At 58.3% G+C, this 25015-nt stretch carries 24 protein-coding genes; 6 read left to right on the forward strand and 18 right to left on the reverse strand.

Going from position 1 to position 25015, the window contains the following annotated elements; all coding sequences use genetic code 11:
- Window positions 1-37 precede the first annotated feature (37 nt).
- The 11 genes from ACR0M3_RS14540 to ACR0M3_RS14590 all read right to left on the reverse strand — a co-directional run bounded on the left by ACR0M3_RS14540 (window position 38) and on the right by ACR0M3_RS14590 (window position 11981).
- On the reverse strand, window positions 38-2491 hold the full coding sequence (locus ACR0M3_RS14540) for a GcvT family protein (protein ID WP_480911438.1): 2454 nt from the start codon (window positions 2489-2491) through the stop codon (window positions 38-40).
- An 89-nt stretch (window positions 2492-2580) separates the two neighbouring features.
- Window positions 2581-3555 carry a GlxA family transcriptional regulator gene (locus tag ACR0M3_RS14545; protein WP_480911440.1) on the reverse strand — a complete coding sequence of 325 codons (975 nt, stop codon included), beginning with the start codon at window positions 3553-3555 and terminating at the stop codon, window positions 2581-2583.
- Between the two features lie 10 nt (window positions 3556-3565).
- Window positions 3566-4459, reverse strand: coding sequence for a homocysteine S-methyltransferase family protein (locus tag ACR0M3_RS14550; protein ID WP_480911442.1), 894 nt, complete (start codon window positions 4457-4459; stop codon window positions 3566-3568).
- An 11-nt stretch (window positions 4460-4470) separates the two neighbouring features.
- The gene (locus ACR0M3_RS14555; RefSeq protein ID WP_480911502.1) at window positions 4471-5505 is read right to left on the reverse strand and encodes an alcohol dehydrogenase family protein; all 1035 of its coding nucleotides are present in this window, start codon (window positions 5503-5505) and stop codon (window positions 4471-4473) included.
- 14 nt (window positions 5506-5519) lie between these two features.
- A complete protein-coding gene (locus ACR0M3_RS14560; RefSeq protein WP_480911444.1) occupies window positions 5520-7973 on the reverse strand; it encodes a GcvT family protein in 2454 nt (817 codons plus the stop codon).
- Window positions 7974-7989: 16 nt separating this feature from the next.
- Entirely contained in the window at window positions 7990-8370 is a 381-nt protein-coding gene (locus tag ACR0M3_RS14565; protein WP_267365883.1) for a GFA family protein, read from the reverse strand.
- 4 nt (window positions 8371-8374) lie between these two features.
- Window positions 8375-8998 carry a LysE family translocator gene (locus ACR0M3_RS14570; RefSeq protein WP_480911447.1) on the reverse strand — a complete coding sequence of 208 codons (624 nt, stop codon included), beginning with the start codon at window positions 8996-8998 and terminating at the stop codon, window positions 8375-8377.
- Window positions 8998-9567: a helix-turn-helix domain-containing protein gene (locus ACR0M3_RS14575; RefSeq protein WP_480911448.1), complete on the reverse strand. Its 570-nt coding sequence runs from the start codon at window positions 9565-9567 to the stop codon at window positions 8998-9000. The genes ACR0M3_RS14570 and ACR0M3_RS14575 overlap by 1 nt, the downstream gene beginning before the upstream one ends.
- A gap of 126 nt (window positions 9568-9693) precedes the next feature.
- Window positions 9694-10212, reverse strand: coding sequence for a GNAT family N-acetyltransferase (locus tag ACR0M3_RS14580; protein WP_480911450.1), 519 nt, complete (start codon window positions 10210-10212; stop codon window positions 9694-9696).
- Window positions 10213-10312: 100 nt separating this feature from the next.
- A complete protein-coding gene (locus ACR0M3_RS14585; protein ID WP_480588281.1) occupies window positions 10313-10768 on the reverse strand; it encodes a GAF domain-containing protein in 456 nt (151 codons plus the stop codon).
- Window positions 10769-10808: 40 nt separating this feature from the next.
- Window positions 10809-11981 carry a thiolase family protein gene (locus ACR0M3_RS14590; protein ID WP_480911451.1) on the reverse strand — a complete coding sequence of 391 codons (1173 nt, stop codon included), beginning with the start codon at window positions 11979-11981 and terminating at the stop codon, window positions 10809-10811.
- Window positions 11982-12082: 101 nt separating this feature from the next.
- Between ACR0M3_RS14590 and ACR0M3_RS14595 the strand changes: the two genes are divergently transcribed.
- The 3 genes from ACR0M3_RS14595 to ACR0M3_RS14605 all read left to right on the forward strand — a co-directional run bounded on the left by ACR0M3_RS14595 (window position 12083) and on the right by ACR0M3_RS14605 (window position 14689).
- Entirely contained in the window at window positions 12083-12421 is a 339-nt protein-coding gene (locus ACR0M3_RS14595) for an STAS domain-containing protein (RefSeq protein WP_267365666.1), read from the forward strand.
- Between the two features lie 21 nt (window positions 12422-12442).
- Window positions 12443-12892 carry an ATP-binding protein gene (locus ACR0M3_RS14600; RefSeq protein WP_267365664.1) on the forward strand — a complete coding sequence of 150 codons (450 nt, stop codon included), beginning with the start codon at window positions 12443-12445 and terminating at the stop codon, window positions 12890-12892.
- A gap of 219 nt (window positions 12893-13111) precedes the next feature.
- A complete protein-coding gene (locus ACR0M3_RS14605) occupies window positions 13112-14689 on the forward strand; it encodes a gamma-glutamyltransferase family protein (protein ID WP_480911452.1) in 1578 nt (525 codons plus the stop codon).
- Between the two features lie 35 nt (window positions 14690-14724).
- Here the strand turns inward: ACR0M3_RS14605 and hspQ are convergent, their stop codons facing one another.
- A complete protein-coding gene (gene hspQ, locus ACR0M3_RS14610) occupies window positions 14725-15051 on the reverse strand; it encodes a heat shock protein HspQ (protein ID WP_209504966.1) in 327 nt (108 codons plus the stop codon).
- Between the two features lie 80 nt (window positions 15052-15131).
- Here hspQ and ACR0M3_RS14615 point away from each other — a divergent pair, with 80 nt between their 5' ends.
- Both ACR0M3_RS14615 and ACR0M3_RS14620 read left to right on the forward strand, forming a co-directional pair.
- Window positions 15132-16013, forward strand: coding sequence for an AEC family transporter (locus ACR0M3_RS14615; RefSeq protein WP_480506411.1), 882 nt, complete (start codon window positions 15132-15134; stop codon window positions 16011-16013).
- A gap of 61 nt (window positions 16014-16074) precedes the next feature.
- Window positions 16075-16656 carry a transglycosylase SLT domain-containing protein gene (locus tag ACR0M3_RS14620; RefSeq protein ID WP_209504968.1) on the forward strand — a complete coding sequence of 194 codons (582 nt, stop codon included), beginning with the start codon at window positions 16075-16077 and terminating at the stop codon, window positions 16654-16656.
- 15 nt (window positions 16657-16671) lie between these two features.
- On the opposite strand, the gene ACR0M3_RS14625 is transcribed toward ACR0M3_RS14620, so the two are convergent.
- From ACR0M3_RS14625 to ACR0M3_RS14640, 4 genes are all read right to left on the reverse strand, one after another.
- On the reverse strand, window positions 16672-17268 hold the full coding sequence (locus tag ACR0M3_RS14625; RefSeq protein WP_209504969.1) for a LolA family protein: 597 nt from the start codon (window positions 17266-17268) through the stop codon (window positions 16672-16674).
- A 39-nt stretch (window positions 17269-17307) separates the two neighbouring features.
- Window positions 17308-20232, reverse strand: a complete 2925-nt coding sequence (locus tag ACR0M3_RS14630) for a DNA translocase FtsK (protein WP_480911455.1) — start codon at window positions 20230-20232, stop codon at window positions 17308-17310.
- A gap of 14 nt (window positions 20233-20246) precedes the next feature.
- Window positions 20247-21428, reverse strand: coding sequence for an aminotransferase class I/II-fold pyridoxal phosphate-dependent enzyme (locus ACR0M3_RS14635; protein WP_480911457.1), 1182 nt, complete (start codon window positions 21426-21428; stop codon window positions 20247-20249).
- A gap of 108 nt (window positions 21429-21536) precedes the next feature.
- Window positions 21537-22865 (reverse strand): amidase, encoded by a 1329-nt coding sequence (locus tag ACR0M3_RS14640; protein WP_480911458.1) that lies wholly within the window; start codon window positions 22863-22865, stop codon window positions 21537-21539.
- Window positions 22866-22917: 52 nt separating this feature from the next.
- On the opposite strand from ACR0M3_RS14640, the gene ACR0M3_RS14645 reads away from it, so the two are divergent.
- Window positions 22918-24180 carry an FAD-dependent monooxygenase gene (locus ACR0M3_RS14645; RefSeq protein ID WP_480911460.1) on the forward strand — a complete coding sequence of 421 codons (1263 nt, stop codon included), beginning with the start codon at window positions 22918-22920 and terminating at the stop codon, window positions 24178-24180.
- On the opposite strand, the gene ACR0M3_RS14650 is transcribed toward ACR0M3_RS14645, so the two are convergent.
- Together ACR0M3_RS14650 and ACR0M3_RS14655 are read right to left on the reverse strand one after the other, a co-directional pair.
- Window positions 24177-24362 (reverse strand): Trm112 family protein, encoded by a 186-nt coding sequence (locus ACR0M3_RS14650; protein WP_209504973.1) that lies wholly within the window; start codon window positions 24360-24362, stop codon window positions 24177-24179. The genes ACR0M3_RS14645 and ACR0M3_RS14650 overlap by 4 nt on opposite strands.
- Window positions 24359-25000 carry an LON peptidase substrate-binding domain-containing protein gene (locus ACR0M3_RS14655; protein ID WP_480506416.1) on the reverse strand — a complete coding sequence of 214 codons (642 nt, stop codon included), beginning with the start codon at window positions 24998-25000 and terminating at the stop codon, window positions 24359-24361. The genes ACR0M3_RS14650 and ACR0M3_RS14655 overlap by 4 nt, the downstream gene beginning before the upstream one ends.
- Window positions 25001-25015: the final 15 nt, after the last annotated feature.

Raw genomic sequence — 25015 nt, forward strand, 5'->3', positions numbered from 1 at the left:
GCACGGGCGGCGGGGGCAGCGCCCCCTACCCTGTCTGTCAGACCTTCACCCGTTTGGATTTCGGGTCATACATCGGTTTAAGCGATGCTTCGGCTTTAACCTTCACGCCGCAAACATCGATCTCATAGGTTGAACCCAGAACGTCTGCGGCCTTTTCACCTTCGCACGGGACATAGCCCATTCCGACGGCACCACCGAGGCTATGACCGTAATTGCCGGAACTCAGGTAGCCGACATATTCGCCATCACGCACGATCGGCTCGTTGTGGAACAACAGCGGTTCAGGGTCGGTCAGACGGAACTGTACCAGACGGCTTTTCGGGCCGCTTTCTTTTCGTGCAATCACCGCCTCACGCCCGATGAAATCACACCCTTTGTCCACCTTGACGGCAAAGCCAAGACCAGCATCAACCACGTGATCCTCACAGGTGATATCGTGGCCGAAATGCCGGAAACCTTTTTCGATCCGGCAGCTGTCCATCATGTGCATACCACACAGCTTCAGCCCCATGTCCTGACCAGCCTCATACAGGGTCTCAAAGACGTGGCCCGCCATGTCTGAGGAAATATAGATTTCCCACCCAAGCTCACCCACATAGGTCACGCGATGTGCACGGGCCAGGCCCATTCCGATCTCGATCTGCTGGGCAGTACCAAAGGGGTTGGTCGCGTTTGTGAAATCGTTGGGCGAGACCTTTTCCAGCAGAGCCCGGGCGTTTGGCCCCATGACAGCGAGAACGCCTTCACCCGCTGTGACATCTGTAATGACCACGTTGAAATCCCCGACATGGCGCATCATCCATGTCTGATCCGCCAAGCGCGTGGCTGCAGGGGTCACGACCAGATAGGCGGTTTCGGTCAGGCGGGTTGCGGTGACATCCGCTTCGATCCCGCCTGTGCGGTTCAAAAACTGCGTATAGACGATCTTGCCGACAGGGACCGAGTAGTCACCCCCGCCAATATAGTTCATGAACTTTTCGGCATCAGGGCCTTCCACACGAATCTTGCCGAAGGAAGACATGTCATACATGCCCACATTCTCGCGCACGGCTCGGTGCTCGGCAGCGGAATTCTCGAACCAGTTCTGGCGCTTCCAGCTGTACCGGTATTCGCGCTCCTGCCCTTCATTCGCGTACCAATTGGCCCGTTCCCAACCTGCGATTTCTCCAAAAACGGCGCCCTGTTCTTTCAGGTGATGGTGGAACGGGGTTCGGCGCACACCGCGTGCAGTGGCTTTCTGGCGATAGGGGTAGTGGTCGGCGTAGAGCAATCCCAACGTTTCTTTTGAGCGTTCAAATAGGTACTTCTTATTACCCTGAAACGGCTGCATCCGACCGATATCCACGTCGCCCAGATCAAAGGGCTTTTCACCGGTATCCATCCACTCGGCCAGCGACATGCCCGCGCCACCGGCGGACTGGATACCGATCGAGTTGAACCCGGCCGCGACCCAAAAATTGTCCATCTCGGGCGCCAGACCCAGGTGATAGGCGTCGTCGGGAGTAAAGGATTCGGGGCCGTTGAAGAAGGTGTGAATACCCGCCTCGGACAGCATTGGCATCCGGTTGCACGCCGCTTCGAGGATCGGTTCGAAGTGATCGAAATCCTCGGGCAGTTGGTCGAACTCGAAACTGTCGGGAATACCGTTCATGGCCCAGGGTTTGGCATTGGGCTCGAATGCGCCCAACATCATTTTGCCCGCGTCTTCCTTATAGTAGGCGCATTCATCTGGCACCCGCAGAACCGGCATTTGGCTCAACCCTTCAATGGGTTCAGAGACGATATAGAAATGTTCGCAGGCGTGCAGCGGCACATTCACGCCGGCCATCTTGCCGACCTCGCGCCCCCACATTCCCGCGCAATTGACAACCATATCACAGGCGATATGCCCTTGGGATTGCCCGTCATCACTGACCCAGTCGACACCGGTCGCGCGCCGTCCGTGCCGGGAAATCCCGGTCACCTTCACCCGTTCCTTGATCACCCCACCGCGTTGACGCGCACCCTTGGCCAACGCCAAGGCAATATTAGCAGGATCCGCCTGGCCATCGGTTGGCAACCAAACGCCACCTGCCACGCCGTCGAGGTTGATATGCTCATATCGCTCTTTGACTTCGGTCGGAGAAAGCTCTTCGACCGGCACGCCAAAGGCGCGGGCCATTGCCGCATTTCGGTGAAGCTCCTCCAACCGCTCACTGGTCAGGGCGACCGAAACGGACCCGACCTGACGCAGGCCGGTGGCGACACCGGTCTCTTCCTCAAGGCCCAGATAGAGCTCTGCGGAATAGCGCGCCAGTTTGGTCATGTTGGAAGACGCGCGCAGTTGCCCGATCAGGCCCGCCGCGTGCCAGGTGGTGCCGCTGGTCAGTTGCTTGCGTTCTAGCAGAACAACATCGGTCCAGCCCTTCTTGGTCAGATGATAGGCGACCGAACATCCGATGACGCCGCCACCGATGATGACCACTCGGGCCTTGCTGGGAAGATCAACCATCCTGAAATCTCCGCTGTGTCAGGTTTGGCGTAAACTGCCACGGAAGATCGACAACAAATGCACCAAAAACGTCACAAGATCAGCATTTTTCACCGATGTGTCGCGGCCCGCTTTTCCCGCCGAACGACAAAAGGCGTGACCCCGAAGAAGCTTTTGTAAACAGAGGAAAACCCGTTCGGAAAACCACAGGCCAATCCGATTTCGCGAACGCTCATAGTGGTGTTCAGAAGCAGGTTATTGGCCTTGGCGAGCCGCATTTCGCGATAGAATCCGTTGGGCGTGGTGCCAAAGAAGGTTTTGAACTTACGCTCAAGCGAGCGGTTCGACAATTGTAGCGAATCGACGATCTGATTGATCGGCAGAGGGTCTTCGATATTGGCCTGCATGAGCTTGATGCACTGATCCAGCTTCACATCTCCGGTCGCGGTCAACTTTACCCCCGAAAATGGCTGCATCGAGGCGAAATCCCGGATTTTTTCATGCAACATGATGTCCGCCACGGTCATCTTTGCAGGCCCTGAGATATGGCGACCGATCACTGCCAGCGCGATATCTGTTGTCGCCTCCATTCCGGCACAGGTCACAACAGCGCCCTGTTCGGTTGCAATCGACAGCTTGGCTTCAAACCGGGCCCCGCGTTCCCGCAGGAACGAGGCATTCTCCCAATGGGTTGCCAAATCGTCTGAACCCTGTTCGTCGATATACCGGCTGGCCGCTTCCGCCAGCAGAAACACCTTGGCATCGCGGAAAGTATAGTCCGACACCACCCGCCCCAAAGACAAGTCCGGGTGATCCGGGTCAGAATTGCCGATCACAAAAAGATAATTCGCCTTGGGTTGCGGCTGCACGCGTTCCGTTTGCACCACCGCGTCGCTGCTGCTGGAGATCGGGCCACCTTTGAGCGACCGATAGGCAAAAGTGAACGGCGGCTTTGGACACACACGATTTGCCAGCCTGAGAACCTCGACCAATGAGGCCAGTTCAAGCAGCACAAATCCGGGTGCGACCAGAATATCGAAATGTTGCTGTATTGCCTGCGGTGAATCAGAAGCAACTTTCCTCATCGCTGTCACCTTAGACGATCTCGTGCCCGGCAGCACGCAACCGCTTGGCCAGCGCTTCGATGTGGTCCGGGCCAATTTCGCAGCACCCGCCGACAATCGTGGCCCCCTGATCGACCCAACGCATGACGTGATCCGCATAGGCATCGGGATCAAGATCATGGCGCTGATCCAACGCATCCACTGTCGGCGCGTCCTTTAGAAACTCATCCGAAATATGTGTAAAGCCGTTGGCGTAAGCACCATAGGGCTTGTTCATGCCGGACAGGATGCCCAGAGCAGCCGGGATCGCTTCGGGGCGCGAACAATTGATCAGCAGCGCGTCAGGCGAAAACTCTTCTACCAAAGACGCGACATACCTGAGCGGTTCGTCGGACCTGAGGCGACGGCCATCGTCGTCATTGACCGTGAATGACAGCCAGACTGGTTTGCCACATCCGGTCGTTCCACGCAGCGCGCCCTCGGCCTCCTGCACCGAGGACACTGTCTCGATCAGAAACAGATCGACGCGTGCAGCCATCAAGGCCACAAGTTCAGCGAATTTTTCCGCCGCATCTGCCGGGTCGGGATTCAGGTCGGGTCGGTAAGAAGCCAGAAGCGGCCCCAGAGACCCGGCAATCCGCCCCCCGGTCGAAGTACAGGCACGTTCGGCCTGCGTCAGGGCAGTGTCGATAAGGGCGGGCATCTGGTCCTCCATCCCCACCCGCACCAGGCGTGAACGGTGGACGGCATAGGTATTGGTGGTGGCAACCGTGGCACCACGACGGAAGTAGTCGCCATGCACCGCGCCGACCAGATCAGGGTGGTCGATCATCACACGTGTGGACCATAGTGGCGTCGCCCGGTCTCCGCTGCGTTTGACCAATTCCTGTCCGATTGAACCGTCCAACAGAGTGATCTTTGTCATGTCGTTGCTCCTTAAGGCAGCAGCACGAGTTTACCCGGAAGGGTCTTTGCCTGAAAATCAGCCTGTGCGCGGACGATATCCTTCAACGGGTAGGTTCGGGAAACCAGTGGCTTGATCCGTCCGGTATTCATCAACTCCACTAGGCGGCCAAAGACTTCGGGTGCCTGATGCGTGCAGCCGTGAATGGTGATGTCGCGCAAATAGATGTCCCGCAGATCAGCCTCGACAATCGGGCCGGCGATTGCCCCAGAAACGGCGTAGTGCCCGCCGGGCTTCAGGGCAAGGATCAGCGATGCCCATGCGGGCCCGCCCACCACATCGATGACCGCGTCGAACATATCCTGCGGCGGCAGCTCATCCCGGCCAAATGTGCCCAACGCGCCTTGGGATTTGACGACCTCTGCCTTCGCTGCCGCCGTCACACCCCAAACCGACGCTCCGCGCAGCGCAGCAAGCTGCACCGCCGCCAGACCAACGCCGCCTGACGCGCCGGTGATCAGAACCTTTTGCCCTGCCGTCACGCCCGCGCGCGTCAGCAGGTTTTCGGCAGTACCAAAGGCACATGGAATGGCTGCAATTTCCACGTCTGACAGGGGCGATGCACTTACGTCATAAAGGTCATTTGCTTCAACCAGACAGTATTGGGCAAAAGCGCCATCAATCTCAGACCCGAGCGCAATAAAGCCCTGAGGGCTGCCGGGGCGCGGACGCGGCAGGTTGATCGGGCAAGTCACGCGCTGGCCCTTTTTGAACCCCGAGTTTGGCCCAACCTTTTCAACGATCCCGCACAGATCGCCCCCCTGAATGCGGGGAAAGTTCAGTGCGCCACCCCATCCGCCGGCTTCAATATCCTGATCGACGGCATCCGTCGCACCGGTGACATCCGATGAATACCAGCCGACCCGCGTGTTGATGTCCGTGTTATTCACGCCTGCTGCAGCGACCCGAACAAGCACCTGCCCCGGCCCAGGGGCCGGGACAGGGATATCGTCGCGCCATTCCAGTGCCTCTGGCCCGCCATGGCCGGTCAGATAGACGCCAGACATGGTCGCCGGAAGCGTCACGCGCGCAACCGCTCGTTCTCGGGGTCCCAGAGCGGCTGGTCCAGCTCTACCACGGCGCGGCATTTCTGGCCGTAGATTTCGACCTCAAGCTCAGTTCCCGGATTGGCAAGCTCGGCCCGGATCATGCCCAGCGCGATGGATTTACCAACACGGTAGCCCCATGCGCCGGATGTGGTTTCGCCCACGATCTCATCGCCATGCCAGATGCAGGACATATACGGCGCGTCGCAATCGCCCGCATCAACAGTCAGGGTGACGAAGGACTTTTTCACGCCTTGCTGCTTTTCGTTCAGGATTGCGGCCTTGCCCGGGAAGTCCTGCGGTTTGTCCAGCTTGACGAAACGCTCCAACCCGCCTTCAAGCAGGGAATAGTCGGTCGACAGATCGCCCTTCCAGGCGCGGTACCCCTTTTCGATCCGCAGCGAGTTCAGCGCATACATCCCGAACGGCTTGGCACCGGCATCGATGATCGCGTCGTAGATCGCAGGCATATCCGCATTTTCCGCGTGAACTTCCCAGCCCAGCTCACCAGCGAATGAGACACGCAGCAGAGCGACCCATCCGCCTTTGATTTCGCTTTCCTGAAAGCTGAGCCACGGCAAGGTCAGATCGGCCTCGGTAACTTTGCTGAGAATGTCCCGAGATCGAGGCCCGGTAACGATCAGCGTGCTCATCCGCGTTGTCCAGTCTTCCAGCGTGAACTCGGCATCGGCAGGTATGTGACGCTCAAGCCATTCACGGTCATGCCATTGCGCGGTCGCTGCAGTGACCAGAACGAACAGGTCTTCGGCCTCGCGCGTGACCGACATTTCGGTCAGGATACGCCCGCGGTCATCTGCGAAGTAAACCAGCCCAACCCGACCAATCTTGGGCAATGCCCCTGCAACCAGACCGCGCAGCCATTCATCAGCACCCGGCCCCTGTATTTTGAACCGCGAGAAGCCCGGCAGGTCCAACACGCCACAATGATCGCGCACGGCCTCGCATTCTTCCTTGATCCGCTGTTCCCACGGTCCGGACCGTCCCCAGGTATGGGTCGCGTCGAGCGAGGTGTCATCGCCGGGCTGGGCAAACCAGTTGGCGCGTTCCCAGCCGTTATAGGCACCCATTACGCCACCCAGCGCTTTGACCTTGTCATGCACGGGCGACAGTTTCTTGTCGCGCGCGGCAGGCCATTCATGGTGCGGGAAGTGCATGGCATATTCGTTGCCATAAACTTCCATGCCTTTCTGGTTGCAATAATCCTGATCGGTGTAATCGGTATAGCGGCGCGGATCGACGGCCCACATGTCCCATTCGGTCGCGCCATCAACGACCCACTCGGCCAGAACCTTGCCTGCGCCACCGCCCTGCGCGATGCCGAAGGTGAAAGTATGCGCCTCGAACGCGTTTTTCACACCCGGCATCGGGCCGATCAGCGGCAGCCCGTCCGGCGCATAAGGGATCGGCCCGTTGATGACGCGTCCAACGCCCGAGGTTGCCATCAGCGGCACCCGCTCCATCGCATCGGTGACGATATCTTCGATGCGGTCCAGATCGTCATTCCACAATTGAAAGCTGAAATCATCCGGCATCGGATCGTCTTCGGTCATCCAGTGGCCCTTGCAGTTGGGCTCGTAAGGACCAAGGTTGAAGCCGTTCTTTTCCTGCCGCAGGTAGTACGAGACATCCACATCACGCAGCAACGGCAGCTTGGCACCGCTTTGCTTGGTCCATGCTTCGATCTCGGGGATTTCATCGGTCAGCAGGTACTGGTGACTCATGACCATTGCCGGAACGGTGCGGCCACCGAAGGGCTTGAACCATTCGCCCACGCGCTGCGCATAATACCCGGCTGCGTTCACAACATAGTCACAGGCTATATCGCCTTTGTCCGTGTGCACAGTCCAGGTGCCGTCATCATGCTGCGTCACGCCAGTCGCCGGGCAGAAACGGATGATCTTCTGCCCCATATCGCGTGCGCCCTTGGCCAGCGCCTGGGTCAGCTGCGCCGGATCGATATCACCATCCGTCGGGTCGTAGAGAACACCTTCAAGATCGTGCGTTTCCAGGAAGGGATAGCGCTCTTTCGCCTCTTCCGGGGTCCACATTTCCATCGGGATACCCTGATAGCGGCCCATCGCCATGGCGCGCTCGAACTCCTGCACACGTTCTTTCGAATGCGCCAGTCGGATCGAACCGGTCTGGTGGTAGTTCATCGGGTAATCGACTTCCTCGCCCAGACGCGCATACAGCTCGGTCGAATAGCGCTGCATGTTCATGATCGCCCATGAGGTCGAAAAGGTCGGAACGTTCCCTGCCGCATGCCAGGTCGACCCGGCAGTCAGTTCGTTCTTTTCCAGCAGAACACAATCGGTCCAGCCTTTCTTGGCAAGGTGATACAGCGAGGAAGCCCCCACCACACCGCCACCGATTATGACCACGCGGGCTTTTGTTGGAAAATCACTCATGCGTTTTTGATCCTTGTTACTGTGCCTCTTGAGGCAGATCGTCCGTGATGTCGTAATAGTCGCCCTTGTCAGCCACAAAGATGTGCTTCGAGAGCGAAAGACCTGTGGGTGCGTCCAGCGCGCCCATGGAAATCGAAATCGTGTCTTCCTGGTTGTGTTGCCAGAAGAGGAACGAGCCACATTTGCTGCAAAATCCGCGCCGGGCGATGTCAGACGCGCAATACCAGCTGAGTGTGTCACTGGCCGAGAAACTCAGGTTGTCCTTATGGGTCGAAGTCGAAGCCCAGACATGGCCCGACTGTCTGCGGCACTGTCCGCAATGGCAGACCGAAGGTGGCGACAGGTCTCCGTCGATCGTGAACGCGACCGAGCCGCAAAGGCAGGATCCTTTGTGCATCTGACTACCCCCTTATTGCGGGTGTGGTGCTGGTCCCCAACAACACACCGTAGATGACAAAACAGGCCGCCATGATCCGGCGCACCCAGATATTGAACACCGCGCCCAGCGCTGCCCTGCCCATCAAGGCGCCCAGCGCCGTAAAGCCGGTGTAGCTGAGTGTGGTGATGACCAGCGCGGTCGGCATGATAACCCCCATCTGCTGCCAGATTGGGACCTCGGGCTGAACGAACTGCGAAAACGCGGCCAGATATCCGGCGACGCTTTTGGGATTGATCGTGGCCACTGCAAGCGCGTGCAGATACACATGTCGCGCAGGACGCTCGGAGGCTGGTGCAGGTTTTGTCGCATTCATCCAGCCGCGAATCCCCAACCAGATCAAAAATCCCGCGCCAATCAACTTGGCGACAAAGAACCCGGTCGGCGATGCGGCGATCAGGGCGGTCACACCCAGCGCAGACAGGATCAGAAAGGCGCTGGCCTGCGTGAGAATAGCCAATACGCTTAGCATTGCCTTTGGAAACGGAAGGCTCATCCCGTTCGAGATGCAATTGACCGCGTTCGGACCCGGGGTGGTCACGAAAACCACCCAGAACAACGCGAATATGGTCCAGGCCTCGAACGACATCAATAAACCGGCGGGGCGATAACCCAGATGGCTACAGCGGGCTCATCATAAGGGTTGGCCCATTGATAGGGTTCATGTCGGAATCGAAAGCTGTCACCCGGCCCAACCGTGAACGCGCGTCCCCCGATTGTCAGGTCCAGCTTGCCCGAGATTATGTATCCGACTTCCTGTGTCGGGCGATTGGCCGGTGTCTGCATCTGCGAGTTGGGTTTGAAGGTGGAATGCACCATTTCAAAATCATCGGTCAGATCCGGCGAGAGCAGCTCTTCGATCAACCCTTCCTCGCCCGACCCCATGGGGCGGCGCGAGCCGGCACGCACGACATATCCCTGCTCGTCCGCCGGTGCCGCCGAATGCGCAAACAACATCGACATGGGGACGCCAAGGCATTCCGCGATCTGCCTGAGGTCCGAAATCGACGGCTCGGACATGTCACGCTCAACTTGGCTGAGCCAGCCCACAGACCTGTCCAACCGGATCGCAATATCACTCAGCGTCAATCCTCGCGCCTTGCGCAGCGCGCGGATATCAGCACCGAGTGTCGCACTTTGCGGGGCCTGACTGTTCAAGGATAGCTCCAACGTTCGTGAAAATTTCACCTCTTTTTTCACGATGACTCGATTTCATGAAATTTCCAAGCATTTTTTCACGTGAATCCATATTTCGGACTGGCAATGCCCTGACGGCTCGGTCACTCAGCTAATATGGTAAACATAAATATCGGCGGTGTCCGAGGCGCGCTCCGGCCAAAGCGTAAAGCCTGTTTTTTCCAGAACGCGGGCTGAACCTGGATTGTCACGCCCGACCCCGGCAATGAGACGCACGGCAGGCCCAGGCGTCAATGCGTCCTGCAAGCCTTGCAGCAACTCGGGGGCGTAACCATTCCCCCAAGCGGTTTGAGCAATCAAATAGCCGATGTGAAGGCTTGGAATTGCCTCGGTGTCAGAACTCATGGCCAACACCATGAGGCCGATCAGGTGGTTACCGCGGCTTTGGCGCGCAAGCAGAATATCGCTTTCAGCACGTCTTTCATCAATCCAGTTCGAAATCTCCCGGCCCTGCAACTGCATCGACGGTGGCAGGTGTTTCAGGACCTCAGGGGTCAGAAGCGTGACAAGATCATCTTCAAGCCGAACCCGCAATCGCGGATCGGCGAGTTCAACCTTCCAGTTGCGAACCGAGAGGCGCGGAGTTCGGAAATGGCCTGGGACCATGGTTAATCCAATACGGTTCGGGCTTTCCTGTTTTATCAAACCCCGAGCGAAATCGAAAAGAGGAAACCGGTAGACGCACCTTGTACAGACCGAAAATCAATCAGGCTTGCGCGAAGGTCTTCGACAGGATCGCGGACAGGTTATCCGCATCTTCGGTTGAGAACGCGTCGGGTTGATTGCTGTCGATGTCGAAAACTGCAATCAGCTCGCCCGATGCGTTCCGGACCGGCAGAACCAGTTCGGATCGGGTGGACGAGGCGCAGGCGATGTGACCCGGAAACGCATCCACATCCGGCACCAGTTGCACTTCGCCGGTGCGCGCTGCCGCCCCGCAGACGCCGCGTTCGAACGGGATGACGAGGCAGCCATGGCCACCCTGATACGGGCCAATTTTAAGCAAGCCCGGTTCTGTCACCCGGTAAAACCCGGTCCAGTCGAAACGGTCGTCGGAATAGTGGACCTCGCAAGCAACGGTAGCCATCAGGGCAACCTGATCGTTTTCGCCTTCGGTCAATGCTGCAATTGTACTTGCCAGCGCGCTGTAATCGACGGTCATAGGTCCCGAACCCCCGGAGTATTTCGAAAAAGATGAAGGGTCAAATGCGTTCGATCGCGATAGCTGTTCCTTCACCGCCGCCGATACAGATTGCAGCAACCCCCCGCTTGAGATTTCGTTTCTCGAGCACGTTCAACAAAGTGACCAGAATACGGGCGCCAGATGCGCCAATAGGATGGCCCAAGGCGCAGGCCCCGCCATTTACGTTTACCCTGTCGCGCGGCAATCCCATTTCGTGCATGAAAGCCATCGGCACAACTGCGAAGGCTTCGTTGACTTCCCACAGGTCGACATCATCCTTGTTCCAACCGATGCGGGACAGAAGCTTTTGCGCCGCCGGAACCGGTGCAGTCGTGAAAAGTCCGGGCGCTTGAGCATGGCTGGCATGTCCCAGAATCCGGGCCCGAACTGTCAGTCCTCGCGCTTCTGCCACCTCAGCCGATGCCAGAACAAGCGCCGCCGCGCCGTCGGAAATTGACGAGGAATTGGCGGCGGTCACTGTCCCGTCCTTGCGGAAAGCCGGTTTCAGTGTCGGAATTTTCTCGGGACGGGCGGATTTGGGTTGCTCATCAGCGACCTGTACGACCTCACCCTTACGCGTGCGCACTGTGACGGGGACGATCTCGCCCTCGAAAGCACCGCTTTCTTGCGCGGAAAGTGCGTTGGACAAGGATTTCAAGGCATATTCATCCTGCGCTTCGCGGGTGAACTGATACGCCTCGGCGCAATCTTCGGCAAAGGTTCCCATCAGGCGGCCCTTGTCATAGGCGTCTTCCAGCCCGTCAAGGAACATGTGGTCGATCACCTGACCATGACCGATGCGCGCGCCACCCCGCATTTTCGGCAGCAGGTAGGGCGCGTTGGTCATGCTCTCCATACCTCCGGCGACCATTGTATCCGCATGACCCAATGCGATCTGGTCGAAGGCCATCATCGCCGCCTTCATCCCGGAACCACACATCTTGTTCAGCGTGGTGGCGGGAACTTCCTCGCCCAAGCCCGCCGCGAAACCCGCCTGGCGCGCTGGAGCCTGCCCCTGACCTGCGGGCAGGACACATCCCATCAACACCTCGTCAACCGTCTGCGCCCCTGCCTGCTTTAACGCGGCACGAATCGCTGCGCCACCAAGCTCGGATGCTGCGACACCGTCGAACATGCCCTGAAAACCACCCATTGGTGTTCTGGCAGCACCTGCAATAACAACATCTCTCATCCGGATAATCCTCCTGTCGTCCGGCCCTTGAATACCGAATGGTAAGAATTCGCGTCTAGCGTATTTCTACGACTCATTTTCAGATTGGAGGCAGCCGGACCATGGGGCTGACCAGCACATCAGACGGAACGACACAGATTATCACGGTTCACTCTGACCGGATCGACGCTGCGATGGCCATTCAGTTCAAAGAAGACATGCGCGCAGAGACCGAGGCCCGCGCCGATCGGGTTGTCCTGGACCTTTCAGGCGTCGAGTTCATCGATTCAAGCGGACTGGGCGCAATCGTAGCGTCCATGAAACAACTGGGACTGAACCGAAGGCTTGATCTGGCAGGCCCGCAGCCCGTGGTGGAAAAGGTCTTTCGCCTGACGCGCATGGATACCGTGTTCAGGTTGTTTGCAACACTGGATGACGCCCTGTCGGAACCAGACAGGTGACAACAGCAGGAGTGCGACAACGTGGAGCCCATTTGTAACGCGACCTGCCTGGAATTGAGCTTTCCCGCAACGGAAACAGAAGCCAGCGCGGGGATTGCGAAACTCAGCGCCGGACTGGCGAAACGAGGGTTGCCTCCGCACAAGGCGGACGACGTCAAGATCGCACTGGCAGAAGCAATCAACAACGTTGTGGAACATGCCTATATGGACGTGGCCCCGGCCGGGGTTCAGGTGACATGCCGATTGGACAGAAACCGGCTGGACATTCTGATTTCGGACACGGGCCATCCATTACCCGGCTACGAACCACCAGACGGAACGCCGGCACCACTGGGAACCCGCATTCAGGATTTGCCCGAAGGCGGGTTCGGCTGGTTCCTGATTCATCAACTGACCAGCGACATCTGTTATGAGCGTCGCGACGGGTGCAATCGGCTATCCCTGCGATTTAACTTTGACAAGAACGGGTAATCAGCCGCAATTGGCCACAATAACGCCATTTTCGAAACATTGTCGCGCCGCAAATCGCCGCCATACAGTGACTCGTAGCTCAGATAGCTTCCCTCGGCGCCAATTATCACAGCCCCCACCCAGTGAACGGCGCCGAGGATCTCCCCCCAAACTTGAATTGACTGGACAACCGGCAATCAGAGAATAGCTTTCCCCTGTTTGAAGGAGAAAGAACCCACCATGCGTGATCTGCACAAACCTGGCCGGTCGGAAGTTTTTGCAACGCGGGGGATGTGCGCAACGTCGCACCCGCTAGCCGCCAAAGTGGCAATCGATATTCTTGAGCGCGGCGGCAACGCCATGGACGCCGCGATAGCAGGTGCAGTTCTGCTTGGGATTTGCGAACCGCAGATGACCGGGTTGGGGGGCGATTGTTTCGTTTTGTTCAGCCGTGCGGGCGAAAACCGGATACGCGCATTGAACGGATCGGGTCGCGCACCGGCCGCCGCGCGGGCGCAGCCCTTGCGAGACATGGGTCTGTCATCTGTACTGTTGAACGGCCCGGACGCGGTGACTGTTCCCGGTGCCGTGGACGCCTTCTGTCACCTTGCAGAAACCGAAGGACGTTTGGGGCTGGGCGCGATTCTGGAACCCGCAATCCACTATGCCGACGCTGGCGTTCCGGTGGCCCCTCGGGTTGCATTTGACTGGAAAACAGGGGCGGCCACATTACAGGGCGCTGCGCGTGATCATTATCTGATCAATGGGCAAATACCCGCAATCGGGCAGATCTTTCGCGCCCCCGGTCAGGCTGAGGTCTTGCGCAGGATCGCCAGTCAGGGACGCGACGCTTTTTATTCAGGAGACATTGCCGAGGATATGATCCGGGCTCTGTCCGCACTCGGAGGTGTCCACACCGCCGAGGACTTCCACCGCACCAAGTGCACTGAAACGCAGCCCATGCGCGGGGCCTACAAGGGTGTTGATCTGGTCGAACACCCGCCGAACGGCCAAGGTGCAACCGCGATCCTGCTGCTGAACATTCTAAAACAGTTCGATCTGGCCAGTATGAATCCATTTGGAGCAGAACGGGTTCATATCGAGGCTGAAGCCACCAAGCTGGCTTATGACGCGCGCAACCGGTTTATTGCTGATCCCGATCATGTCGCGCGGGCCGAGCGGTTTCTTGATATGGATGTAGCAGTCAGGCTGGCGGCATTGATTGACCCAAAACGCGCAATGCCCGCAGCAGCACCTTTGACGGAAGCCATACACAAAGACACGGTCTATATCACAGTGGTCGACCGCGACCTTATGGCTGTGTCGCTGATCTACTCGATCTTTCATGGCTTTGGGTCAGGGATCGCGTCCGAGAGATACGGCATCTTGCTTCAGAACAGGGGCGCGGGGTTCACGCTTCAGCCGGGTCACCCCAATGAACTGGCTGGTGGCAAGCGCCCGATGCACACGATCATACCGGGGATGTTGACCGAGAATGACCGTGTCACGATGCCATTCGGCGTCATGGGCGGTGCTTATCAACCGACCGGGCACGCGCGTTTCGTTTCGAACCTTAGGGACTTTGGGCTGGAGCTACAGGAAAGCATCAACGCGCCGCGTGCCTTTTTTGATGGAAGTGTCCTGAAACTGGAGCGGGGCTATTCTGAAGAAGTGGCGAAACAATTGTCTGAAATCGGCCACAATATTGAAATTCCGGAAACTCCGCTTGGTGGAGCGCAAGCGATCCGAATCCGAAAAGACGGTGTTTTGGAAGGTGCCAGCGACCCGCGCAAGGATGGGTGCGCCCTTGGATACTGATCAGCGGCAGTACAATGCCGACCGGTTCGCCACACCTAGTTCAGGTGGAAATGCAGAGGGTAAGCACCGTCTTCAAACGGGCCGAACATGTTGGAGATATCCGGGTGCTCGACCGGCTCTCCAGAATAGTCTGCAACCAGATTTTGTTCTGAAACATAAGCAACATAGAAGGATTGGTCGTTCTCTGCCAGCAGGTGGTAGAACGGCTGTTCTTTCCGCGGACGGCTGTCTTCCGGAATGGCCTGATACCATTCTTCTGTGTTCGAAAATTCCGGGTCCACGTCAAAAATCACCCCTCGAAAAGGGTGTTTCTTGTGACGGACCACCTGGCCCAATCCGTATTTCGCGCGTGTCTTTAACATTGTTTCGGCCCCCACCGCATTTACTAACGGTTTTTGGCCCGAAATGCCAATCATTGATGTGAAATTCAGGGAAACAGTCTGTGAACCTAATACTGACAGTGTTCGAAATCGTGGCCCCGGTTTTTCTCTTGGCGGCCATTGGCTTTACGTGGGTCAAACTGGGGTTCGAATACCGGCTGCAATTTGTGACACGCTTTGCAACGACGCTGGCAATGCCCAGTCTGATCTTTGTTGCACTCATGCAAACCGACATTCCGGGCGGAGATTTGTCGCGTTTCACGTCGGCAACTCTGGTCGCAAATCTTCTGCTGGCTGGGGTGTTCTGGTTGATTGTTCGCGGATTGAAACTGGATCAGCGCACGTACCTGTCACCGCTGATTTTCGGCAATACCGGCAATCTTGGCCTGCCGCTATGTATCTTTGCGTTCGGGCAGATTGGTTTGGGTTACGCGGTCATCTTTCTGTCTGTAACCGCGCTGTTTTCTTTCACCTATGGGATCTACCTAGTCGCCGGAAAAGGCGCATGGGGACAGGTCTTACGCCAGCCGATGGCTTGGGCGACCATTCTGGGTGCGGTGTTTTTGTGGCAGGGGTGGCAAACTCCGACATTTCTAACCAACACGTTAGAGCTTTTGGGGCAAATGGCTGTTCCGCTGATGTTGGTCACGGTCGGTGTGGCAATCGCCCGCCTGACCTCGCGTAGTCTGGGGCAAGCGCTCTGGCTGTCAGTCCTGAAACTTATCGTCTGCTTTGCGTTGGGCTGGGGGATTGGGGTGTTGTTTGATCTGGACACTGTCGCCTTTGGCGTTCTGGTATTGCAAATTTGTACACCGGTCGCTGTGACCTCATACTTGTTGGCAGAACGATTTGAAGCCGATTCCGATGCCGTTGCCGGCATGGTCATGGTGTCCACCGTACTTTCCGTGGCGGCGTTACCCATAATTCTTGCAATTATTTTATAGCGATTGTGATTTCCTCAGAGCTCAATCTGCGCTAGAATAAACAAAAAAAGGCATGAGGCACATGAGCAGAATTCTTATCGTACTCTTCGGGGTGCTGCTTTTGGCATCCTGTGGCGGCGGGTCAAAACAACCGCCCAGCAAACTGAACGACGCGTGCAGCATTGCGCACGAACGACCGGATTTTATCAAGGCTTTCAAAAGCACCGAGCAGAAATGGGGTGTTCCGGTTCACGTTCAGATGGCCACGATTTATCAGGAAAGCCGATATCGCCACGACGCGCGTACCCCGCACCGTTACGTGCTGGGCGTGATCCCGATGGGGCGGCAAAGCAGCGCCTATGGGTTCAGCCAGGCACTGGACGGCACCTGGGATCAATATCAGCGCGAAACCGGCAAGCGCCGGGCCAAGCGGGATCGCATCCGCGATGCCTCGGACTTCATCGGCTGGTATATGAACAAAAGCTATGAGCGCAACGGCATCCACCCCGGCGACACACGCAATCAATACCTGGCCTATCACGAAGGTCACACGGGGTACGCTCGCGGCACCCACAACAGCAAGTCGTGGTTGTTGAGCGTGGCCAATGACGTGGACGCGCGCGCGCAACTGTATCAGGCACAGTTGGCAAACTGCCGGTATTGACCAGCAAAAAGCGGGTCAGCGGTTGACTGACCCGCGTCTTTCCTTGTTCGAGAAAAGACCCTGATCAAGACCATTGCTTTCGGTCAACGCACCCAAAAGAACGGTGGTCTGGCTGCCGGCGTTGTCATGAATCACCCATTTGCGCAGCTCGACTGGATTATCGGTGAACATCAGTTCAATCCGACCTGCCTCAGGGTTCTTGGGGTCTTGCGCGGTGACCACTGTGGCCGTGCCGTCAAAGCTGTGGCCGACAACCATATTGGCCTGATCAAGATTCACGTTGCGTGCCAGCACAATGGATAGAGGCGTGCGCTTCAGCGGGTATTGCTCGGGCGGCTGGTTCGATTTCGGATCGAAGATCTGAACACTGCCCGAGCGTGCCAGTACCACAGCGCTGTTGGGCGGGTCATATTCGAAACGCATCTTGCCAGGGCGCTGCATCCACAGCTGTCCGGTGCTCAACGAGCCATCATCATTCACCTGCGTGAACGTTGTCTGAACCGTTTTCAATCCGTTCAGATAATTGGAAATCTGTGAAAGCGGCAGTTTTTCCGCCGCCCATGCGGCGGGTGCGGCCAGTGTCAAAGCAAGGGCAAAAGCAATCTGTTTCATGCTGTACAGATAGGCTGTCTGCCCTTGTTATTAAATATCCTATTGCTCGGGGACGAGGATTTCGCGTTTCCCGACATGATTTGCTGACGAAACAACACCTTCGTCTTCCATTTGTTCAACAAGACGCGCCGCCTTGTTATACCCGATGGCGAGTTTTCGCTGAATATAAGAGGTCGAGCATTTGCGATCCTTGATCACAATTGCCACCGCCTGATCGTACAGCGCGTCCTCTCCGTTCGTGTTGCCGCCAGTGTTCAGCCCCAGAACGGCGTCAATGTTGTCGACCTTGTCCTCGGCCGGGCCGTCCAGAACGCTGCCCACGTAATCGGGCGGACCGTATTGTTTGAGGTGGTTGACGATTTCCTCGACCTCTTCATCCGACACAAACGGTCCGTGGCAACGGGTAATTTTGGCGCCACCGGCCATGTAAAGCATGTCGCCCTGCCCCAGCAGTTGTTCGGCGCCCATCTCGCCCAGAATGGTGCGGCTGTCGACTTTCGACGTCACTTGGAACGAAATCCGCGTAGGGAAGTTGGCCTTGATCGTGCCGGTAATCACGTCAACCGAGGGGCGCTGCGTGGCCATGATCAGGTGAATGCCCGAGGCCCGTGCCATTTGCGCCAGACGCTGGATACAGGCTTCGATTTCCTTGCCCGCGACCATCATCAGATCGGCCATCTCATCGACGATGACGACGATATAGGGCATCGCTTCGGGCGCGAATTGTTCCGTCTCGAACGTTGGTTCACCGGTTTCATCGTCAAACCCGGTCTGCACCGTGCGGCTGAACAACTCGCCCTTGGCCAGCGCATCTTTCACCCGGCCGTTGTAGCCCGCGATGTTGCGCACACCCATCTTGGACATCTTGCGATAGCGGTCTTCCATTTCGCCCACGACCCATTTCAGGGCGACAACCGCCTTCTTTGGATCGGTCACAACGGGTGACAGCAGATGCGGGATGCCATCGTAAACCGACAGTTCCAGCATCTTGGGGTCGATCATGATCAGGCGGCATTCATCCGGCGTCAGCTTGTAGAGCAGCGACAGGATCATCGTGTTGATCGCCACCGATTTACCCGAACCCGTGGTCCCGGCAATCAACAGGTGAGGCATCTTGGCCAAGTTCGCCACAACGGATTCACCGCCGATATCTTTGCCCAGCGCCAGCGGCAGCGCCTGATTGCCATCGCCAAAATCGCGGCTGGCCAGGATTTCCCGCAGAACCACCATCTCGCGGTTTTCGTTCGGCAGTTCGATCCCGATCACCGAGCGGCCCGGTAGGGTCGAAACCCGCGCCGACAGCGCCGACATCGAGCGCGCGATATCGTCCGCCAGACCGATCACACGGCTGGCTTTCAGGCCCGGGGCGGGCTCCAGCTCGTACATGGTCACGACCGGGCCGGGGCGTACGCTGACGATCTCACCCTTGACGCCGTAATCGTCCAGAACGTTTTCCAACATCCGTGCGTTTTCTTCCAAGGCCTCATCGCTCAGGTGATGGCGCTGGATACTGGCGGGGTTGGACAACAAGCCCAGAGGCGGAAGTTCGAAGTCAGAGTGCCGTTCCTCGAAGGACAATGCTGGTTGCGCTTCGGCCTGCGCACGACGAGACGGCAACGGTGTCCGGCGCACGGGCTGCGCCACCACAGGCTTGCGCGGTTCAGCCACGGGGATCTTCATCGCCTGACGCGGTTGCGGCGCGGCGTCGGTGACATCCTCGAAAACCGACTCATCATCGATATCCAACTCGGACGCGTAGTCGTACTGTTCTGTCCCGGCCTCATAACCCATCAAAGCAGGCTCTTGCGCCTCTGGAGTGTCACCAGCGGACACCTGCGGCTCGGGGCGCAGACCATACGCCGTCATCGGCGGTTCGGGTGGCAGTTCGGACGAGGGATGCTGGTTCAGGATCAGTGGATCGGGACGGCGTCCACGACCCTTGGTCAGCGGCAGGTCGGGATCCGGCTCAGGTGTCATTTCGCCCACGGCAACCTTGCGATTTCGCACGGCGGCCGAGATTTTGGAGCGGATGCGATCTTCGCCGGGCATGTCGTCAAAGCCCGCGATGGGTTCCGGGTCCACCAACTCAGGCTCGGGCATTGGATCAGGACGCCGGATAAGTGACGGCATTCGCGCCAACAGGCCTGATTTGACCGGAGGTTCAGGGCGCCCCAATTCAGGTTCTTCAAAAACAGGATCGGCATACACCAGTTCGTCGTCAAACATCGCCTCAGCCGCTTCAGCGCGGGCAAGCTTGCGTTCTTCCCACTGCGCCCGGCGATCCCGCGCCGCTTGCGCGGCCGAGGCCGCACCACGCCCCATCAGCGTCATCAGCATGTCATAAGACATCACAAGGCCCAGGATGAAGGCGCGGAAGCCGCGTTTCACGTCAGCCTTGGTGAAGCCCAGCACAAAAACACCCAGCGTGGTCATGCCGACGGCCATGGCCAGCGACATCATTTTGACCAGAAAATGCGAAGAGATCGGCACCAGCGTCAGCAACGCGCCCATGACCGTGTCGCCGAACAAACCGCCCAAACCGTAGCTATGCGTTGCACGCCACTCGGCACCGGGAACAAGGGTTGCGGCATAGACCGAGGCTACAGCGATCCAGATCGGGGCAAAGATCAGGCGGGCAATGGCCCGGTCTTCACCGAAATGGCCCGCAAAACGCAGACCCCATCCGACCAGAACAAGCGCGATGCCCCAGCTTCCCCAGCCCACGATCATGAACAAGGGGGCTGCAATAGACGCGCCGACCCGTCCCATCCAGTTTTGCACCGGCGCGTCGGTCGAAACCATCCAATTAGGATCATCGGGCGTATAGGACCAGATCATCGCAGCCGCGGCCAAGCCCAACAGGATCAGCGCGATACCGATCAGTTCCTTACTGCGTCGCTCCAGGGCTGCCTGTGTTGTGCTGTCCAGCAATGGGTCGCGGTTTCGCGCGTTATATGATGCCATTTTGCCCTCGTACCTCACGTATAGATGCAGTCGCGGAGTGTGATCAAACCGCGCTGCAACTCTGTTTTTGGGGCTACCAATGCAACCCGGATAAAGCCTTCGCCCGGGTTATTCCCCGGATCGCCTTGTGAAAGATATGCGCCCGGAAGAACCCGAACACCGGTATCCTTCCAAACCTTCAATGCTGCGTTCTCGCCATTCTCGACCGGCAACCACAGAAAGAACCCGGCCTCTGGCGACATGTAACCTTGCACGCCCGCAAACACTTCATCGGCAATGGCGTATTTCTCCTGATAGAGCGCGCGGTTTTGCTCGACATGTGTCTCATCCGCCCAGACGCGCGCGGCGGCGGCTTGCAAAGGCAAAGGCAGTGGGGATCCGGCATAGGTGCGCAGTTTTTTCACCTGGCTGATGGACTTTGGTCCACCGGCAATCAGGCCCGAGCGCAAACCAGCCAGGTTCGAGCGTTTTGACAGGGAGTTAAACAGCGTGATCCGTTCGGGATCAGCCCCTAGTTCCTGCGCGACAGTCAGAACCCCCGTCGGGGCTTGGTCACGGTAAATCTCGGAATAGCATTCGTCGGCGAAGATGCGGAAATCATAAGCCTCGGCCAGACGGATCAGGTCAGCCCAATAGTCGCGCGATGCAACCGCTCCCTGCGGGTTGGCCGGGGAACAGATATAAGCCACCGCTGTTTGGTTCAGCACATCTTTAGACAGGCCGGAATAATCCGGCAGATGACCCGTCGCGGCGGTTGCAGGGACAAAATAGGGTTGCGCACCCACAGAAATCGACGCGACCATGTAGACCTGATAAAACGGGTTCGGGCACAGGATGATCGGTTGTTTGCCATTCTTCTGTTCCGGGCACAGCGCCATGGCCGCATTGTACAGCCCCTCACGTGTGCCGTTCAGCGCCATGACGTTGGCGTCAGGGTCCATTTCGACCCCGTAGCGCCGCTTGATCCAGCCCGAGATTGCACCGCGCAGGTCTTCCGAGCCTTCGTTCGGCGGATAGCCCTGAAACCCGGCCGCGTTTTCCATGATGACATCCGTCACCCAGGCCGGAAAATCATGCGTGGGCGCGCCAATCGTCATATGAACGACGTCACCGCCCGGTTGATGGTGATCCAACAGGGCGCGCAAACGCGGGAATGCATATTCCGGTAGGTTCGAAAACCGCTCGGGAAAATCCATGTTACTGCCTCAATATCGGGGTCATTTGCGCCCCGTTTTTTTGGCAGATTACAGTCCGCATACCTCTTCGTCCAGACAAAGAGGTTCCGAATCAGTGGATTGTGGCATTCAGGCCAATGCCGATTCTGCCGCTGACCCCAACCTCAACAGGGCCTCTTCCGAGTTCGGATACCCCATCATCATCAGCCCGCAACTGGGCGTTCCGGTGGGCAGGGTCAGCGCCGCAAGCCCCATCAGGTTGCCGATCCGCGTATTGCGAAGGGCCAGCAGGTTTTCAGTCACGTAATAGTCGTGATCGGTCATCAACCGGTCCAGATTGGGCGGCAAAATCGGTGCTGTGGGTGCCAGAACCGCATCGAACCCGGCAGTTGCCGCATCCCAGGCACTGCGGCACGCCTTGAGCTTGGCCCAGGCCGCGACATAATCGGTGCCGGAATATCCCATACCAATGCGGAACCGTTCCAGGATTTCGGGATACATTGCCTCTGGGTTGGCCTCGATCACATCGCGCCACAACCCGTAGGCCTCGGTCGTGTAGACGATGCTGGACAGGGTCATCGCCTCGTTCAGCTCGGGCACGTCCAATGGAACAATCTCAGCGCCTGCATCCGCAAGTTTCGCAATGGCCTCGTCATATGCTCTTCGCGGGGCATCGCGCAGGTCGTCCTTGGCAATGTTCTGCAAATCAGCAAAACGACGGCCTTTCAGCGAAGCGCCTCTCAGGTCCGCAGGTGCCCCGCCTTCCAACAGGGCCAGCATATGTGCTGCATCTTCAACGGATCGCGCCAGTGGCCCGACAGTGTCAAACCGCAGGCAGAGCGGCACCACGCCTTCAAGGCTCAGCCGCCCGGCCGTGGTTTTCAACCCTACCAGATCATTCCATGCCGCTGGAATTCGCACCGAACCGCCGGTATCGGAACCGATCCCGCAAGCCGCCAGCCCCCAGGCAACCGACGCGCCCGCACCAGATGAAGACCCGCCCGGCACCGCCGTTTCATCATGGATACAAGGGGGCGTTTCGGTGATCGGGTTCAATCCAAGGCCGGAAAAGGCCAGTTCGCTCATATGCGTCTTACCCAGACAGACCGTCCCCATCTGCGTTGCGTTGCGCACCACAAGTGCATCCGCATCAGGCACCCGGTCTTTCAAAAGTGCCGACCCGGCCTCGGTCGCGGTGCCGGCAGTGTCGAACAGGTCTTTCCAGCTAATGGGAACCCCATCCAGCAACGACCGCCGCAATCCCATCTTCGCGCGTTGCTGAGCGGCTTCGGCCTCGGCGCGGGCGCGGTCATGGGTGACGCGGGCATAGATGCGGTCGCGGTGCGGATGGGCGTCTATTGCGGACAGGTAGGTTTCCGTCAATTCAACCGGATCGATCTGGCCCATCCCAATTCCACGGCCCAAATCACACGCCGTCATGGTCAACCAATCCTGCATCCCGCCCCCTCCTGCTTTTTGGCTTGAAAGAACGGTAGCGACAGGACTGCACATGGACAATCCCGAAAGGGCGCGCATATTGCAGGGCATGACACAGGCATCTGACATTCTGATCGTGGGCAGCGGGCTGAACGGCCCGGCTTTGGCATTGGCTCTGGCACAAACCGGACATTCGGTCACAGTGATTGATGCGCTGGAAGAGAAGGTCCGCAAGAATGCGGCATTCGACGGGCGAGCCTATGCGCTGGCCTTGGCGTCACAGCGCTTGCTGGCTGCCATCGGTGTCTGGGACCGCGTTGCGGAACACGCCCAACCGATGCTGGAGATCAAGGTCACAGACGGCCACGCAGGTACAGGCCCGTCACCGTTTTTTATGCATTTCGACCATGCCGAAATAGAAGAAGGCCCGATGGGGTATATGGTCGAAGACCGTCACCTGCGCCGCGCCTTTCTGGACGCTATGGCCGATGAGCGCCGCATCACTCAGCTGAGTGGCAAGACTGTTGTGTCGCAAAAGGCCGACACTACCGGAGTGACCGTGACGCTGGACGATGGTGCGACGGTGAACAGCAGCCTGCTGGTCGGGTGTGACGGTCGCCGCAGCGGCACCGCGCACCGCGCAGGTATCAAGCGCACCGGTTGGGATTATGGCCAGACCGCACTTGTCTGCGCCATTGAACATGAATTGCCGCATCACGGCATTGCCCATCAGTTCTTCATGCCGCCGGGTCCCTTGGCGATTCTGCCGCTGACCGGCAATCGCAGTTCCATCGTATGGAGCGAACGCACCGAGGCCGCACAGCAGATCAACGCCCTGCCCGAGGACGCCTATCTGCAAGTGCTACGCCCGCGGTTCGGCGATTTCCTCGGTGACATCCACCTGGCCGGAGATCGTTTCACCTATCCTTTGAACCTGACCATCGCCAATTCCTTTATCGCTGATCGTCTGGCACTGGTCGGGGATGCCGCCCACGGGATGCACCCGATTGCCGGTCAGGGTCTGAACGCCGGTTTGCGTGATGTCGGCGCGCTGGCAGAAGTTCTGACCTTGGCAGGACGGCGCGGCGAAGACATCGGGTCGCTTTTGGTTTTGGAACGCTATCAGGAGTGGCGCAGGTTCGACACCGCTGCTCTTGCGATGGCAACGGATGTCTTCAACAAGCTGTTCTCGAACGACAACCCGTTGCTGCGCATTGGGCGAGACGTTGGTATGGGAATTGTCGGCGCACTGCCGGGGCTGCGGCGCGGTTTCGTGCGCGAAGCCGCCGGTTTGACCGGAGATTTGCCCAAGCTGCTGCAAGGGCAACCAATTTAGTCCAGCTGCCGTGCCTCGTCGACCAACATGACCGGAATGCCGTTGCGGATGGGAAAAGCCAGCCCAGCGGCCTGTGACACAAGCTCCTGCCTTTCGGCGTCATAGCGCAGGGTCGTTTGCGTCTGCGGGCAGACCAGAGCTTCGAGCATACGGCGATCAAAGGCGTGTTCAGGGTCAGTCATTGCAGTTTTTCCTCATTCGATCCGCCTCGCATTGCGAATTCTATCAATGTCATCAGCGTCTCGCGCCGTGTGCGCAGGCAAGGGGCCTCTAAGAGGGCCTGTTTATCTTCCGGGTCAAAGTCCAACAGCATGGACAGTGAGTTTACCAGCAATTCATCCTCGGCATCTTTCAGCGAATCCCAGTCAGTGGACAATTGCCGGGACGAAAAGAAACGTTCCAGCAAAGCCAGGAACTTGGTGCGATTGAACCTGTCGTCGTGTTCGGCCTTGCCAAGATCCCTGTCAAAGCCGTCCCACGAGACTTCGCATCGCCGATATGGCGTGAAAGCGTCCAGCTCTGACACCACCCGGAACCGGGACACACCGGTCAGCGTGATCAGATAACGGCCATCTTCCGTTTCGGAAAACTGGGTCACGCGCCCGACACATCCGATGCGGTGCAGTTTGTTCTCATCATGGGCCGAAGGATTTGGCTGGACCATCGCGATCAGCCGTTCCTTGGTCTTGAGGGCATCGTCCAGCATCTGCAAATAGCGCGGCTCGAAGATGTGAAGCGGCAAGCGCGAGCGGGGCAACAACAGCGCCCCGGGCAAGGGGAAAACGGATACGGTGTCCGGCAAGTCGGCGGGATGCATCATGTCCCAATTCTAGCT

The organism is Ruegeria sp. O5, assembly GCF_056535105.1.